The sequence below is a fragment of the Virgibacillus siamensis genome (assembly GCF_900162695.1).
GTDB lineage: Bacteria > Bacillota > Bacilli > Bacillales > Amphibacillaceae > Lentibacillus > Lentibacillus siamensis_A.
The window spans coordinates 2,598,367-2,612,741 of sequence record NZ_FUIH01000007.1 but is presented as its reverse complement, the minus strand read 5'-3'; the positions used below and the strand labels follow the sequence as shown (position 1 = coordinate 2,612,741).

Here is a 14,375-nt window from a genome sequence, read left to right as displayed (position 1 = left end):
TGTTTAGATGGTAAGAATATATAGAATTAAGATGCACAAAAGCAGTGTAAGAAATTCCTAATAAACTCGTAACCTTCAGAGTAGCAGGTGTTGATATGAAATATAAACCAGTAAAAATTGGTATGGGCCAAATGTTAGTCGAAAGTGGAAAACAACTTGAAAATCTTGAAAGGGCAAGACAAATGATTGAACAGGCAGCGAATCAAGGCTGTATGTTTGTTGTATTACCGGAATGTCTTGATATTGGTTGGGCAAACCCCAATGCCAGCCAGCTGGCGGAGCCCATTCCGGGCAAGTGCAGTGAATTCCTTTGCCAAGCAGCAAAATTAAACAAGATCTATGTCGTAGCTGGTTTAACAGAAAGAGAGGATTACAAATTATATAATGCCGCTGTATTGATATCCCCTGATGGCAATATTCTGTCCAGGCACAGGAAAATAAATTTGCTGGAGATTGAATCTATGTATTCTGTGGGCGATCGTCTCACTGTTACAGATACCCCGTTTGGAAAAGCAGGGATAAACATTTGCGCGGATAATTTAGCTGATTCATTAATGCTGGGGCACTCATTAGCAAGAATGGGGGCCAGATTTATTCTGTCACCGTCTGCATGGGCAGTTGACCGTAATCATGACAATTATGCTAATCCATACGGTAAAGTATGGGAAGTTCCTTATCGGGAACTAGCTGCATTGTATGGCATTACTGTTATAGGAGTGAGCAATGTGGGCTGGATAAGTGAAGGATCATGGAGAGGTCGTAAATGCATTGGTTCTTCAATGGCCATTGGTCCAAAAGGAATTTTTAAGAAGGGTAGATATGGTGTAGCAGAACAACAATTACTCGTAGTTGAGATATAATAGATTTTTTTCATGGAGGGACTTTATCGTGGATTTGCATTTAAAAGGTATATTACCTGAACTTAATGATGGTCTTTCAATTATATGTACAGAACTTGGGATTACACAAAGTCCGGCCGGATTCCCAGTCCAAATCGAAAAAAAAGCGGGAACAATTGAGGTGAGCTGTACAAACGAGGGTGGCAAAATTCGATATGAAAAGCGAATTCACTTTTTCCGCGCACTTGGCTTATTCATACAACAGCTGAATAAGCATAATCATTTTCAGATTATTGAGGTTCCCCAATTTGATACGAATGGCATTATGATTGATGCATCCAGAAATGGTGTCATGACGGTAGAAGGCATAAAAAATTTCTTGCGGAAAATGGCCTTGATGGGCTTGGATGTTGTTATGATGTATACCGAAGATACATTTGAAATGAAAAAATATCCTTACTTTGGTTATATGCGCGGGCGTTATAAAGAGGATGAATTAAAAGAGTGTGATGTGTATGCGGATCATTTAGGAATTGAAATGATTCCTTGCATCCAAACATTAGCTCATTTAACTGAAGCATTGAAATGGAATTATGCTGGAAAAATCAGAGATACAGAGGATATTCTCCTTGTTGGTGAAAAGGAAACATATCAATTTATTGAAGAAATGATTAGGACGGTAAGTCGTTCTTTTAAATCAGACCGTATCCATATAGGGATGGACGAGGCACATAGACTGGGACTGGGCTCCTATTTAGAAAAAAACGGATACCGGGAACGTTTTTCAGTGATGAATGAACACTTGCAGCAGGTTGTATCGATTACAGAGAAATATCAATTGAAACCGATGATTTGGAGTGATATGTATTTTAGGTTGGGTTCAAAAACGGGAGGGTATTATGACCCTTACTCGGAAATTCCAGATGATGTCATGAACTCGGTCCCGGAAAACCTTCAACTTGTCTATTGGGATTACTATCATACAGATCAAAACTTTTATGAAACGTTTATCGATAAACATAAAGTATTTGGTTCTAATCCCATATTTGCTGGCGGCATATGGACTTGGAACGGAATTGCACCGAACTACGGGAAAACGTTTGCTACAACGGATGCGGCATTGGAAGCGTGTAAGCGTAAAGGAGTAAAAGAAGTATTTGCCACTATGTGGGCGGATAATGGTGCTGAGACAACCCCTTTGACAGGTTTTCCCGGTATGCAATTGTTCGCTGAACATGGGTATTCCAGGCAGGTGGACAGGCGCAAATTGGCTGACCGGTTCTCATTCTGTGTAGGGGGAGATATTGATTCTTTCCTGGCACTGAATGAGTTTGACGAAACCCCTGGTGTTGCAAAAGATAATTTGAAAGAATCACATCCATCAAAGTTTTTATTATGGCAGGATGTGTTAACAGGTCTGTATGATGCAAACATAAAAGGTCTGTCGATGAACGAGCATTATAGCAATTTGGCTGAAAAACTGACGAATGCTAAACAAGATAGTTCCAGATGGAGTGTCATGTTCTCTTATTATAGTCAGCTTGCTAAAGTTTTGAGTGTTAAAGCGGAGTTTGGTCTGAAACTGAAATGTGCTTATGAGGAACAGGATAAACAAAGCTTAGCGGAACTTCGAAATCAGGTTGTGCCTTTACGTGACATGGTTGATAATTTGCGCATAAAACAACGTTCACTTTGGCTTACGACCAATAAACCATTTGGATGGGAAGTACTAGATATCCGCTATGGCGGTGTAATAGCACGATTAAATACTGCAAAAGACCGGCTAACAGATTACTTGGACGGAAAAGTGGATTCGTTGGAAGAACTTGAGACTGAACGTCTTTACCATGATGCACCATGGGTGATGCCCGGCGGAACATTGGGTCGAAACACTTACCACCGGATAGTAACAGCTAGTGCACTTTCCAATTAAAAAGCAAGGAAGTGGACATTCTATTGTCCATTTCCTTGCTTTTGGATATTAAACGGTATACCGATTATCTTCACCATCTTTGTCTAGATAATCGATAACCGTTTTCTTTTCCTTTAAATCAATAAATAGTGTGCAATACTGTTCATCCTTTGTCCAATTTAGTTGAATTTCGTTTTCCTCTGATTCAAGCACCTTAAAATCTCCATTAAAAGCAGGATGCTCATTTCTAAATCGAATGAGTTCGAAAAGTCTTTGAACTACTTCAGTTTCCATAGAAGTCCGGATTTCTTCAAAGGTATAATTATGACGATTAATCTCCCGTTTCTCCCCGGACTTATGAACAGATTCGTAGTCATTTTCCCCGGCTAGTAAACCAACATAGTATACTTGAGGTATGCCGGGGACAAAGAATTGAATGGCTCTTGCAGCCAAATAAGCATCATCATCGTTGCCTAACATGGAGTAATAGGTACCGTTAATCTGGTGGACATCAAATCCATCTTCTGCTTTATGTTCATCGGTCAGAATACGACTTATGTTGGCACCTCTTTCTTCGCAAACATCCAAAACCTTTATGGCTTCAGTTGTATTGATCAAATCCTCCAAATCAGGCAGGACAGGTATTCCATCATGACAATCCAGCATTGTAAATTGTTTTTCAGGGCGGTCCTTCAGGTATTTATAAAGACTTTTATTAGACTGGCTAAATAGCGTCTCCAAAATAGTGTAAGGCAAAATAAAGTCATAGATGTAATAGCCATGTTTGGCTAATTTATACTGTGTTTTGTAGTGTGTATGGACTTCCGGAAGTAATTCTATATTCATGGAATCTGCCATTTCTTTTATCCAATCGAGGAATTGATAGATTTCCGGCTCAACGAAAAAGCAGCTTGTACCAGGTTTTTTAATGATGTATCCAACAGCATCCAATCGAACGATTTTTATATTGTTATTGCTGAAGTTTTTAAAGAACGCTGTTAAAAGCTGTTTTGTTTTTGCAGAATGGACATTTAAATCGATTTGTTCAGAAGGATCCTCCTTTCCGAAAGTAGTCCATACCCGTTTCTTTTCACCAGTATCCTCTATTGTAAATGTTGAATAGGGTTTTGGACGTCTGAGGAAAATTTTTTCTAAATCCTTTTTTACTGGTTCTCCATTATTCCAGAACTTATCAAGCGTTAAAAACAACTCCGCATATTCGGATTTATGTCCATGCTTTAAAAAATCCTGAAAGTATTTCGATTGCATTGAAATATGGTTAACCATTAAATCAACTAGTACACTATGCTTTTCCCCAATAGCTTTTATGTCGCTCCATGTGCCGAACGCAGGCTCTATTTCAAGATAATTTATAGGGGCAAAACCCCGATCCCCCGATGAGGGAAATGGTGGTAAGATATGAATTCCCCCTTTAAACATATCCGGAAAAAAAGATGATAATGCCCTATTCAGGGATTTTAAGTCTCCTCCCAATGAGTCAGGATAAGTAATAAGCTGCACCTGATTTTCTACTGTCATTTCAGTTCCTCCCTTGCACGTAAAATAATTGGCATCCCGGCATGTATAAGCCGGGGGGCCATTTTGTGTTGCCAGGTGTTGTTGTCCGGAATATTTACTTTAATGCTATTAATGTTTTAGAAAAAGTGCAAATAATTGCTCTCATTCTCCAATTTCCCAGTTTTAATTAAATCGTAATAAATAGATAGTATTTTCCATAATTGATCCTCCAATGATTGATATTGTCGGATCAGATACACCTGAATGTTTGTTTAACTGTCAAACAAAGTTAACGAGTTTTATTAAGAGTTTGTTTAAAAAAGAACAATAACCTGAATGCATTATTGATTAAACTTACGAATCCCATAAAGGAGTTGACAACATTTTCAATTAGGTATTAAACTTAGTTTAAATGTTATACTAAGTTTTGTGTTCTGAAGTAATTTGATCCAGAAAATCTTTTCTGCAGGTGAGGGAGTTTAAAGGTGAAGCCTTTTGTGTATGTCAACGTGTAAGGGATTTCAATTTGTATGAACTGTTTCAGATTTTTCAAAAAAGGTCAATTACTTTTGGATGCGTTTACAAGAATACTAATTTTAAATCCTTTAAAATTATCAATGGGGGAGGGGAGCGTAAGAGCGCGGCAATGTTGATTGTTTTCGTTCTTACAAACTGTAATGAAAAATGCAAATAGTAATTTATATGTGATTTCTATTGCTTTGATTGCAACCTTGGGGGGATTGTTATTCGGTTATGATACAGCAGTTATATCCGGTGCTGAACAATCTGTGCAAGTGTACTTGATTGAAAGTTTGGGATTAGGTTCTATTATACATGGATTAACGGTTTCCAGTGCCTTAATCGGTTGTGTTATTGGCGGCATAATATCGGGCTTCATTTCGAATAATCTTGGGAGAAGAATTACTTTACGGTTAGCCGCAGTTCTTTTCTTTATTTCTGCATTAGGTTCCGCATATCCCGAGTTTTTATTTTTCGAAATTGGAGAACCAACTGTTGGTTTATTGATTGTCTTTAATATTTACAGAATAATTGGCGGTATTGGTGTAGGTTTGGCATCGGCTGTTTCTCCAACTTATATTGGAGAGATTGCACCACAGAATATTCGCGGCAGACTGGTTTCATGGTATCAATTCGCTGTTATATTCGGGCAATTGACCGTCTATTTTGTCAACTGGGGTATTGCAAACGGGCAGTCTTCGGAATGGATTAATGACATTGGCTGGAGATACATGTTTGCTTCAGAGGCTATACCGGCATTATTGTTCTTTATCTTATTATTCTATGTACCTGAAACCCCTAGATATTTAGCATCAAAAAACAAAGAAGATCAAGCATACAGTATTTTATCAAAAATAAATGGATCGAAGGAAAAAGCTAAAGAGATTTTATCTGAAATTGAAAATTCATTAAATACAGTTAAACCATCAGCGGGTAAACTGTTTTCATATGGAAAAACGGTGATAATTGTAGGTATTCTTCTTTCGGTTTTCCAACAATTTGTTGGTATAAATGTAGCATTGTATTATGCTCCACGAATATTTGAAAGTATGGGAACAGGTCAAAATTCATCGATGCTGCAGACAGTAATTATGGGTATTGTCAATGTGTTATTTACCATTATAGCCATTCAAACGGTAGATAAATGGGGAAGAAAACCACTTTTGATGATGGGGTCCATTGGAATGGCTATCGGTATGTTTGGAGTTGCGCTTCTCGCTCATAATGAAATTTTCGGGATTTGGACATTAGTCTTTATTATATTCTATACAGCTTCCTTTATGATGTCCTGGGGGCCGATATGTTGGGTATTACTCTCTGAGATATTTCCAAATAAAGTTAGAGGACAAGCCATGGCTATTGCTGTTGCTGCACAATGGGCAGCAAATTTCCTGATTTCATCGACATATCCTCCAATGATTGATATTAGTGGTGGATTAACATATGGATTTTATGGATTAATGAGTGTTCTTTCCGCAATTTTTGTTTGGAAGATGGTACCTGAAACGAAAGGAAAATCATTAGAACAATTGGAAAGTATATGGGTGAACAACGATAAAACGGAGTCAGTAAAATCGAATTACCAATAACAGACAAAACCAGTTCTGTTAAATGTTATGAATGAAGTATAAATAAACCAAAATCCCCCATCTTAAAATGGGGGAATTTTGGTTGAGATAGGAGGGACTGAACCTCCAAGGTGTATGTCGTAAATCTATTTATTCTTGAGTTTCAGTGAATTTCTTTTCAACCTCAACATTTAAAAACTTTCCTACTGCCAGAGCTGCTACGCCAAGTGCAGTCGAGTGTGTAAGCTGTGTCTGCACGGGAAAGTGAAGAACGAGTTTTGATTGTTTGCAGTACAAGTGATTTATTTTCTTTTTTCACAACAAATTGATTCCACGTTTTATTAACTCCCATATTTACAAAAATCTCCTTTTTCCGCCGAGTAGAAGATATGTAGTAATATCTCTATATAACCAGTTCCTCTTTAGTTTATTATAACCAACCATATCAGTGAAAAAAAGCAGATTCGGCTACTGCTATTATAAGTATATCATTTCTATTATAAACTTTGTTCATCCGCTAGACAAACTATAATGACCTTGTTATAATTTTTATGTAAGCAGTTACACTTTGTAAACCTGCATGCATATAAAAGCGAAGATTTTTTAAGATAGATATACATTAACAGGAGGTTACGGGAATGGCGTATTTTCAAGAAATTGGCAGCATCAAATACGAGGGTTTGCAATCAACAAATCCGTTTGCATTCAAATTTTACAATCCGGAAGAGAAAATTGGTGACAAAACAGCTGAGGAACATCTCCGATTTGCAGTTGCATATTGGCATACTTTTACCGGAGACGGATCAGATCCTTTTGGTGCCGGAACGATGGAACGTTCCTGGAATCGTTTGAAAGGTATGGACCTGGCAAAAGCCCGTCTTGAAGCTGCCTTTGAATTTTTCGAGAAACTAAATGTTCCTTATTTTTGCTTTCACGATGTAGATATTGCTCCGGAGGGAAGTAACTTAAGGGAAACGAACAAAAATCTGGATACGATTGTTGGGCTAATGAAGGATTACATGAAAGACAGCGAGACGAAGCTTTTATGGAATACTGCCAACAATTTTACACATCCACGATTCATTCATGGGGCAGCATCCTCCAGTAATGCAGATGTTTTTGCATATGCTGCTGCTAAGATTAAAAAAGGGCTTGAAATTGGGAAAGAACTCGGAGCTGAAAACTATGTATTTTGGGGTGGCCGGGAAGGATATGAAACACTCTTGAATACTGATATGAAACTTGAGCTTGATAATCTTGGCCGTTTCTTCCATATGGCAGTTGATTATGCAAAGGAAATTGGCTTTGATGGACAATTCCTGATTGAACCTAAACCGAAAGAACCAACAACACACCAATATGATTTTGACGTGGCAAGCGGATATGCGTTCTTGCAGAATTATGACTTGCAGGACCATTTTAAATTTAACATCGAGGCAAACCATGCAACACTTGCCGGACATTCGTTTGAACATGAGTTGCATTATGCACGGATACACAATATGCTTGGATCAGTCGATGCAAATCAGGGACATCCGCTTCTGGGGTGGGATACGGATGAATTCCCAACAGATCTTTATTCTGCAACTTTAGCAATGTATGAAATTATTAAAAATGGCGGATTGGGACGAGGCGGATTAAACTTTGATGCAAAGGTACGACGTGGATCTTTTAAACCGGAAGATTTATTCCACGCACATATTGCAGGAATGGATAGTTTTGCTATCGGTTTAAAAGTCGCACAAAAATTGATTGATGACAATGTCCTGAAAAATGTCCTGGAAGATCGCTACAGCAGTTACACTGAGGGAATAGGGCTTGATATTGTACAAGGTAAAACTGATTTTCATAAGCTCGAAGAACATGCGCTAGGTCTGACCGAGATAACAAATAAGTCAGGTCGTCTTGAAAATATTAAAGCAATACTAAATCAGTATCTGCTTAAAGCTTACGCTGGAGAGTAGTATGATGAGATATGTTATTGGTGTAGATTTAGGAACCAGTTCGGTTAAACTGTTACTTGTAAATCAACATGGCGTTTTAGAGGATGAAGTAACGAAGGATTATCCACTTATCCAGAAAAAATCCGGTTACAGTGAGCAAGAGCCGGAGCAGTGGGTAAAACAGACGGTTGCAGGACTTGCAGAACTATTGAAAAGGTTTGAGGGGTCCCCAACTGCGATTGAAGGTATTAGCTTTGCAGGACAAATGCATGGACTGGTTCTGCTTGATGAAAATAATAAGGTACTCAGGAATGCAATCCTATGGAATGATACCCGTACAACGCCGCAATGCCGGTACATTTATGATGAAGTCGGTGAATCCCGCCTCCTCCAAATAACTAAAAATCCAGCATTGGAAGGATTTACACTACCTAAGTTGTTATGGGTGAAGCAGAATGAACCTGATTTATTTGGAAGTGCAGGTAAATTTTTATTGCCGAAGGATTACTTGCGTTACAGACTGAGTGGGCAGTTGCATATGGATTATTCCGATGCTGCCGGAACATTATTGCTGGATATTGAAAGCAACAATTGGAGTGAAAAGCTTTGTAATATACTAGATATTGATCCTGCCATCTGTCCGCCGCTGGTTGATTCACATGCTGAGGTCGGTAATATATGCAAAGCAGTTGCCGAACAAACCGGTTTGTCCCAATCAACAAAGGTGTTTGCCGGAGGTGCTGATAATGCCTGTGGAGCAATTGGATCCGGGATTCTTGCCGATGGAAAAACATTATGCAGTATCGGTACTTCAGGAGTCATTCTATCTTATGAGGATAGTAACGATAAAGATTTCGAGGGTAAAGTGCATTATTTCAATCATGGTGCGCCAGATGCTTATTATACAATGGGTGTTACCCTTTCAGCCGGGTTTAGTCTGAGCTGGTTCAAAGAATTATTTGCAGCTGGCGAATCATTTGAAGAGATGGTATCAGAGGTTGATTCAGTACCGGCTGGATCAAATGGATTGCTGTTCACACCATATTTAAATGGGGAAAGAACACCACATGCGGATGCATCTATCAGGGCAAGTTTTATCGGTCTGGATAGTTCCCATACAAGGAAAGAGATTGTACGGGCAATTATGGAGGGAATCACTTTTTCGCTAAACGAATCGCTTCATATTTTTCGTAATAACGGCAAAAAAATAGACACCATTGTATCAATCGGAGGTGGCGCAAAGAACGATGTCTGGCTACAAATGCAGGCAGATATATTCAATGCCACGATTGTAAAACTATCCAGTGAGCAAGGTCCGGGAATGGGTGCTGCAATGCTGGCGGCATATGGATGTGGATGGTATGCTACACTTGGCGCATGCGCTGATCAGTTTTTGAAAGTGGAGAAAACTTACACGCCTAATCCAGTTACAGTGATGGAGTATGCAAAGTTATTCGGGGTATATCAGCAGGTTTATCAATATACGAGAAAGTTGAATGAGGATTTATTGGAATTCCGTCAATAATACGTGTCAAAAGATAATAAAAAAGCAGACGAGTAAACCTTGTCTGCTTTTTTCACAGTTAAGTTTGCAATCGGGGTGATTTGTAAGTGGTTATATAATGCAAAATATAGAATGAAAAGTAGTGCATGTTAATTAGAGAGAGCAACATTTACCCTGGTACAGGGGAACTACACTATAGTTGAATATGCTTACATGTACCAATATAATAAAACATAAGATTATTTTGTATTTATGGCTAAGTTACCGACTTACATTCTAATGTTCAAGGAGTAAACTAATGACGATAGACTTTGAAAGTTCTGAGCCGCTGCACAAACAATTAGAGGATCTTCTACGGAATGAAGTGTTAAAGGGAAATTTAAAAGGGAAAATTCCGAGTGAAAGGGAATTGATGGAAGCTTATTCTGTTAGTCGTACCACGATTCGTATGGCTTTAGCTGACTTGGTTAACGAAGGAATTTTAGTGAAAAGTCATGGTAAAGGGACATTTACATCGGATATCCCTGTACAAGATTGGCTAGGTTCGTTCAGAAGTTTTACGGAGACGATTAAGAGCATGAATATGGAACCAGGTACCCGTCTGCTTCGCCAGGGAATCTTATCGTCTTCGGAAACGATAAAAAGTAAGCTTGATACCGATGAATATTACACTATTGAGCGATTGCGATTTGCAGATGATGTTCCAATTGCGATAGAGAAGCACTATTATCCTATCGAAATCGGTAATAAACTGAAGGAGTTTGATTTAAATTCAGCTGTTTTATATGATTTGCTGCAGTTTTCATTGGGAATTAAACTTTGGAGAGCGCAACAGATGATTAAGAGTGGAAAGTTAACGGGGAAGGACGCTGAGCACTTGGGTATTGATCCATCAGAAAGTGTGTTATTAAGTAAACGGTTGATTAGGGACCCAAATGATCGGCCAGTGGAACTCTTGCAAAGCGTTTTTAGATCGGACATGTATGCATTTAATATTGAATTAATTCAAAGGGGCAGGTAAGTTAATAGGTTAGAAATTTTTATAAAACTCCTCATCTGGTAACAGGTGGGGAGTTTGCTTGTGTCTAATCAATTTAAGTATTAAAAAGTATTTAAATTGATTGACAGTTAATTATCTGAATGTTTATAATGTATTTAAATTAAACTGGTAGTAACAAGTGGTGATGAGTTCAAATTTCTTTCGAGGAGGTACGAAATGTCAACTTTATCATTACCCCATCAAATAAAGATAGGCAGCGGGGCACTAAAAAATATTGGGGATGCCGTAAAATCAAATGGTGCATCTCGAGTACTGGTAGTTATGGATTCATTTTTGACAAAACCCCCATTACATATCAATGAAAAGGTGGGTGATGCTTTAAGGCAGGAAGAGATTGATTTTGCAGTGTTCTCCGACTATGCCGGAGAACCTACAACAGATCATGTTCATGAAGCTTTAGAGGTTTTGACAGATTTTAATGCTGATTGTGTGATTGCAGTTGGTGGTGGAAGTGCCATCGATATTTCTAAAGCGGTTTCATTGTTTGGGCTGAATCCTGAAATAGCATGGAGCGAGATAACAAGCTTTCCACGTTTAAAGCGTCTTCCATTGATAGCGCTCCCAACAACTGCTGGAACTGGATCGGAAGCAACGAAAATAATGGTTGTAACAGATACAAAAACTGATTTTAAAATGAACCCCGGTCACCACAATTTGATTCCGGATGCTGCTATTTTGGATCCCGATTTAACGGTCAGTTTACCGAAAAATTTTACTGCATTCACAGGAATGGATGCATTAACGCATGCTATCGAAGCCTATGTTTCGAATCAAGCATCCAAGATGACAGATCTATATGCTTTAACGGCAATAGAAATGATAGGAAAGTCACTTCCATTAGTATATAAGGATGGTTCAGATATTAAAGAAAGAGAAAATATGCTTTTGGCAAGCTGCTATGCAGGAATCGCATTTTCGAATTCATCGACAAATCTGGTTCATGCTGCTGCACGGCCTTTGGGTGCACGTTTTCATATCCCGCATGGACTGAGCATCGCTCTTTTGCTGCCTTTTGTAATAAGGTTCGGCTTGGAAAGTGCTGTGGATCGGTATGCTGATATTGCTGTCGCACTAGGAGCAAAAAAACATTCTGACTCAAGATATACTGCTGTTTCTGCAGTGGACTTAATAGAAGATTATAATCAGCACTTTAAGATTTGGGAGGCGGGTGAGACGTATATTAAAGATACCGCTGCATTGAAGAAAGACATGCCTTTGCTTATAGAGGATGTATTAGCGGGGAATGGGATTCAAACCAACAGAAGAATACCAAAACAGCAGGACATTGAGAATATCTATGAATCACTTATAAAAAAGTTTGGAGAAAAAGTTGTTCATTAAATCTAAAGGAGGAATTTATTTATGGTAAAGCCAAAAGAAGATGTCAAACGTGCAGTACAGAAGAAGCAGAAGATGACACCAAGTGAAGCAATTGTTGAGACGCTTGTGGCAGAAAATGTGAAAGAAGTTTACGGAATTGTTGGATCAGCTTTTATGGATATGTTGGACTTGTTTCCAACAGCGGGAATACGGTTCGTTCCAGTGCGTCACGAACAGAGTGCCGGTCATATGGCAGATGCATATGAGCGCGTTTCCGGTACAGCAGGTGTAATCGTTGGCCAAAACGGTCCTGGGATAACCAATATGGTCACATCGGTTGCTGCAGCCAACCAGGCACATAGCCCGATGGTCGTTATTTCGCCATCTGCCGGAACTGCTTCCGTTGGTCTGGACGGCTTTCAGGAGGCTAATCAGGTATCTGTTTTTGAAGATATTACGAAAGAAACAGTCCGGGTAACAAACAAAAACCGGGTGGCAGATTGCCTGCGCACTGCATTTCGGATTGCCTATGCTGAACGGGGACCGGTACTGTACGATATCCCGCGTGATCTTTTTTACGGTGAAATGGAAGACTATATCTTGCAGCCTGAACAATATCGTGCGGATAAACGTGGAAGCGGTGACCCTGATTCCATTGAAAAAGCGGTTGAATTACTGAAAGACGCGAACAATCCGGTTATCATTTCCGGTCGGGGTTCCGTTGATGCAAACGGTGTGGATTCCGTAGTAAAAATAGCGGAGCATTTATCGGCACCAGCTGCATGTGCTTATATGCATAATGATGCGTTTCCGGCAGATCATCCACTTGCGGTAGGCCCCATCGGCTATATGGGGGCAAAATCTGCCATGTATTCATTACAGGAAGCCGATGTTGTGCTCGCCATTGGCACCAGATTATCGCAATTTGGTACATTACCTTGCTATGATATTGATTATTTTCCGAAAGATGCCAAAATCATTCAAATCGATATCAACCCGCGACAAATTGGGCGTACACATCCTGTAGAAGTAGGGATCATCGGTGATGCCAAGTCTGCTAGTGATGAAATTTATCATAGGCTGCAATCGGCGCTTCCTTCACCTGAAAAAGATGATGCGAAAATGCAGAAGATAAGGCAGCGTAAAGAGGATTGGGATAAAGAACTGGTGGAGCTGGCGATGGAAGACGGAAATCCTATTAATCCACGTCGTGCACTGCTGGAAATGACCAAAGCATTACCTGAGAATGCAATCGTTTCGTCGGATATTGGTAATGTTTCGTCCACGGCGAATGCATACTTAAAATTTACGCAGACACGCCGTCATATAGCAGCACTGACATTTGGGAATACCGGATTTGCTTATCCTGCGGCATTGGGTGCACAACTTGCTGACCCGGATGCCCCAGTTTTTGCGATTATCGGGGATGGTGCATGGGGAATGAGTCTGCATGAGGTTAGTACGGCAGTGGAGCAAAATATTCCGGTAGTGGCATGTGTATTCAACAACCAAGCATGGGCAGCCGAAAAGAAAAACCAGGTGGATTACTATGATGATCGTTATGTTGGATCTGATATTAAAGGACCTGAGTTTGCTGAAGTGGCACAATCGATGGGCACATTAGGCTTTACGATTGATAAACCGGAGGACATCGCACCTGCAATTGAGGAGGCATTGCAGAAGCGGAAACCTGCTGTATTAAATATTTATGTGGACGGTACCCAACTTGCGCCGCCATTCCGGAAAGATGCATTAAAAATGCCGACACGTATGCTGGATAAATATAAACATCTTGATTATGACGTTTGGGGTAAATAAAATAATAGAGGTTGGGACAAATGTGTTTTATCCAAAGAATATCCGAACAACTAATTAGAAAATGGAGCGTATAACCGCTCCGGAAATATACTTCGCTTTCCGCGGGCGGCTGTTGAGCCTCCTTGTGCTTGGTGCTCGTCGTGTTGCAAGTGATTTCAGGGAAGCAGCACTCCTCGCAACTCGAAGCATATTCGGTGGAAGTACCGCTTGTCGCACTTCGGAGTCTCACCTAGGCCTTTCCTCCCGCAGGAGTCTGCGTATATTTCCTACGCTAAATTCATAATTGTTCGTCTTTTGAATTACGCGTTTTTAATATGTCCCATCCTCAACTATTTTTAATAAATTGAAAGCGTTTTCTGTTTACTGAATATTTG

9 protein-coding genes are annotated in these 14,375 nt (G+C 39.6%); 8 read left to right on the top strand and 1 reads right to left on the bottom strand.

The window, feature by feature from the left end; translation table 11 throughout:
* Positions 1–95: 95 nt before the first annotated feature.
* Together B1K71_RS16440 and B1K71_RS16435 are read left to right on the top strand one after the other, a co-directional pair.
* A complete protein-coding gene (locus tag B1K71_RS16440; RefSeq protein WP_077328943.1) occupies positions 96–860 on the top strand; it encodes a carbon-nitrogen hydrolase family protein in 765 nt (254 codons plus the stop codon).
* Positions 861–888: 28 nt separating this feature from the next.
* Positions 889–2,772, top strand: coding sequence for a beta-N-acetylhexosaminidase (locus B1K71_RS16435; RefSeq protein ID WP_077328941.1), 1,884 nt, complete (start codon positions 889–891; stop codon positions 2,770–2,772).
* Positions 2,773–2,820: 48 nt separating this feature from the next.
* On the opposite strand, the gene gtfA is transcribed toward B1K71_RS16435, so the two are convergent.
* Positions 2,821–4,290, bottom strand: a complete 1,470-nt coding sequence (gene gtfA / locus B1K71_RS16430) for a sucrose phosphorylase (protein ID WP_077328939.1) — start codon at positions 4,288–4,290, stop codon at positions 2,821–2,823.
* A gap of 656 nt (positions 4,291–4,946) precedes the next feature.
* Here gtfA and xylE point away from each other — a divergent pair.
* From xylE to xsc, 6 genes are all read left to right on the top strand, one after another.
* Positions 4,947–6,377, top strand: a complete 1,431-nt coding sequence (gene xylE, locus B1K71_RS16425; RefSeq protein ID WP_077330329.1) for a D-xylose transporter XylE — start codon at positions 4,947–4,949, stop codon at positions 6,375–6,377.
* Between the two features lie 617 nt (positions 6,378–6,994).
* On the top strand, positions 6,995–8,320 hold the full coding sequence (gene xylA, locus B1K71_RS16420; protein ID WP_077328937.1) for a xylose isomerase: 1,326 nt from the start codon (positions 6,995–6,997) through the stop codon (positions 8,318–8,320).
* 4 nt (positions 8,321–8,324) lie between these two features.
* Positions 8,325–9,824, top strand: a complete 1,500-nt coding sequence (gene xylB, locus B1K71_RS16415; RefSeq protein ID WP_077328936.1) for a xylulokinase — start codon at positions 8,325–8,327, stop codon at positions 9,822–9,824.
* A 277-nt stretch (positions 9,825–10,101) separates the two neighbouring features.
* Positions 10,102–10,824: a GntR family transcriptional regulator gene (locus B1K71_RS16410; protein WP_077328934.1), complete on the top strand. Its 723-nt coding sequence runs from the start codon at positions 10,102–10,104 to the stop codon at positions 10,822–10,824.
* 195 nt (positions 10,825–11,019) lie between these two features.
* On the top strand, positions 11,020–12,204 hold the full coding sequence (locus tag B1K71_RS16405; RefSeq protein WP_077328932.1) for an iron-containing alcohol dehydrogenase: 1,185 nt from the start codon (positions 11,020–11,022) through the stop codon (positions 12,202–12,204).
* A 21-nt stretch (positions 12,205–12,225) separates the two neighbouring features.
* Positions 12,226–14,001 (top strand): sulfoacetaldehyde acetyltransferase, encoded by a 1,776-nt coding sequence (xsc, locus tag B1K71_RS16400; RefSeq protein WP_077328929.1) that lies wholly within the window; start codon positions 12,226–12,228, stop codon positions 13,999–14,001.
* Positions 14,002–14,375 lie beyond the last annotated feature (374 nt).

Excerpts from the sequence above, each read along its gene's own strand:
- B1K71_RS16405 (WP_077328932.1), top strand. The coding sequence starts at position 11,020 with ATGTCAACTTTATCATTACCCCATCAAATAAAGATAGGCAGCGGGGCA.
- B1K71_RS16410 (WP_077328934.1), top strand. The coding sequence starts at position 10,102 with ATGACGATAGACTTTGAAAGTTCTGAGCCGCTGCACAAACAATTAGAG.
- xylE (WP_077330329.1), top strand. The coding sequence starts at position 4,947 with ATGAAAAATGCAAATAGTAATTTATATGTGATTTCTATTGCTTTGATT.
- xylA (WP_077328937.1), top strand. The coding sequence starts at position 6,995 with ATGGCGTATTTTCAAGAAATTGGCAGCATCAAATACGAGGGTTTGCAA.
- xsc (WP_077328929.1), top strand. The coding sequence starts at position 12,226 with ATGGTAAAGCCAAAAGAAGATGTCAAACGTGCAGTACAGAAGAAGCAG.
- xylB (WP_077328936.1), top strand. The coding sequence starts at position 8,325 with ATGAGATATGTTATTGGTGTAGATTTAGGAACCAGTTCGGTTAAACTG.
- B1K71_RS16440 (WP_077328943.1), top strand. The coding sequence starts at position 96 with ATGAAATATAAACCAGTAAAAATTGGTATGGGCCAAATGTTAGTCGAA.
- gtfA (WP_077328939.1), bottom strand. The coding sequence starts at position 4,290 with ATGACAGTAGAAAATCAGGTGCAGCTTATTACTTATCCTGACTCATTG.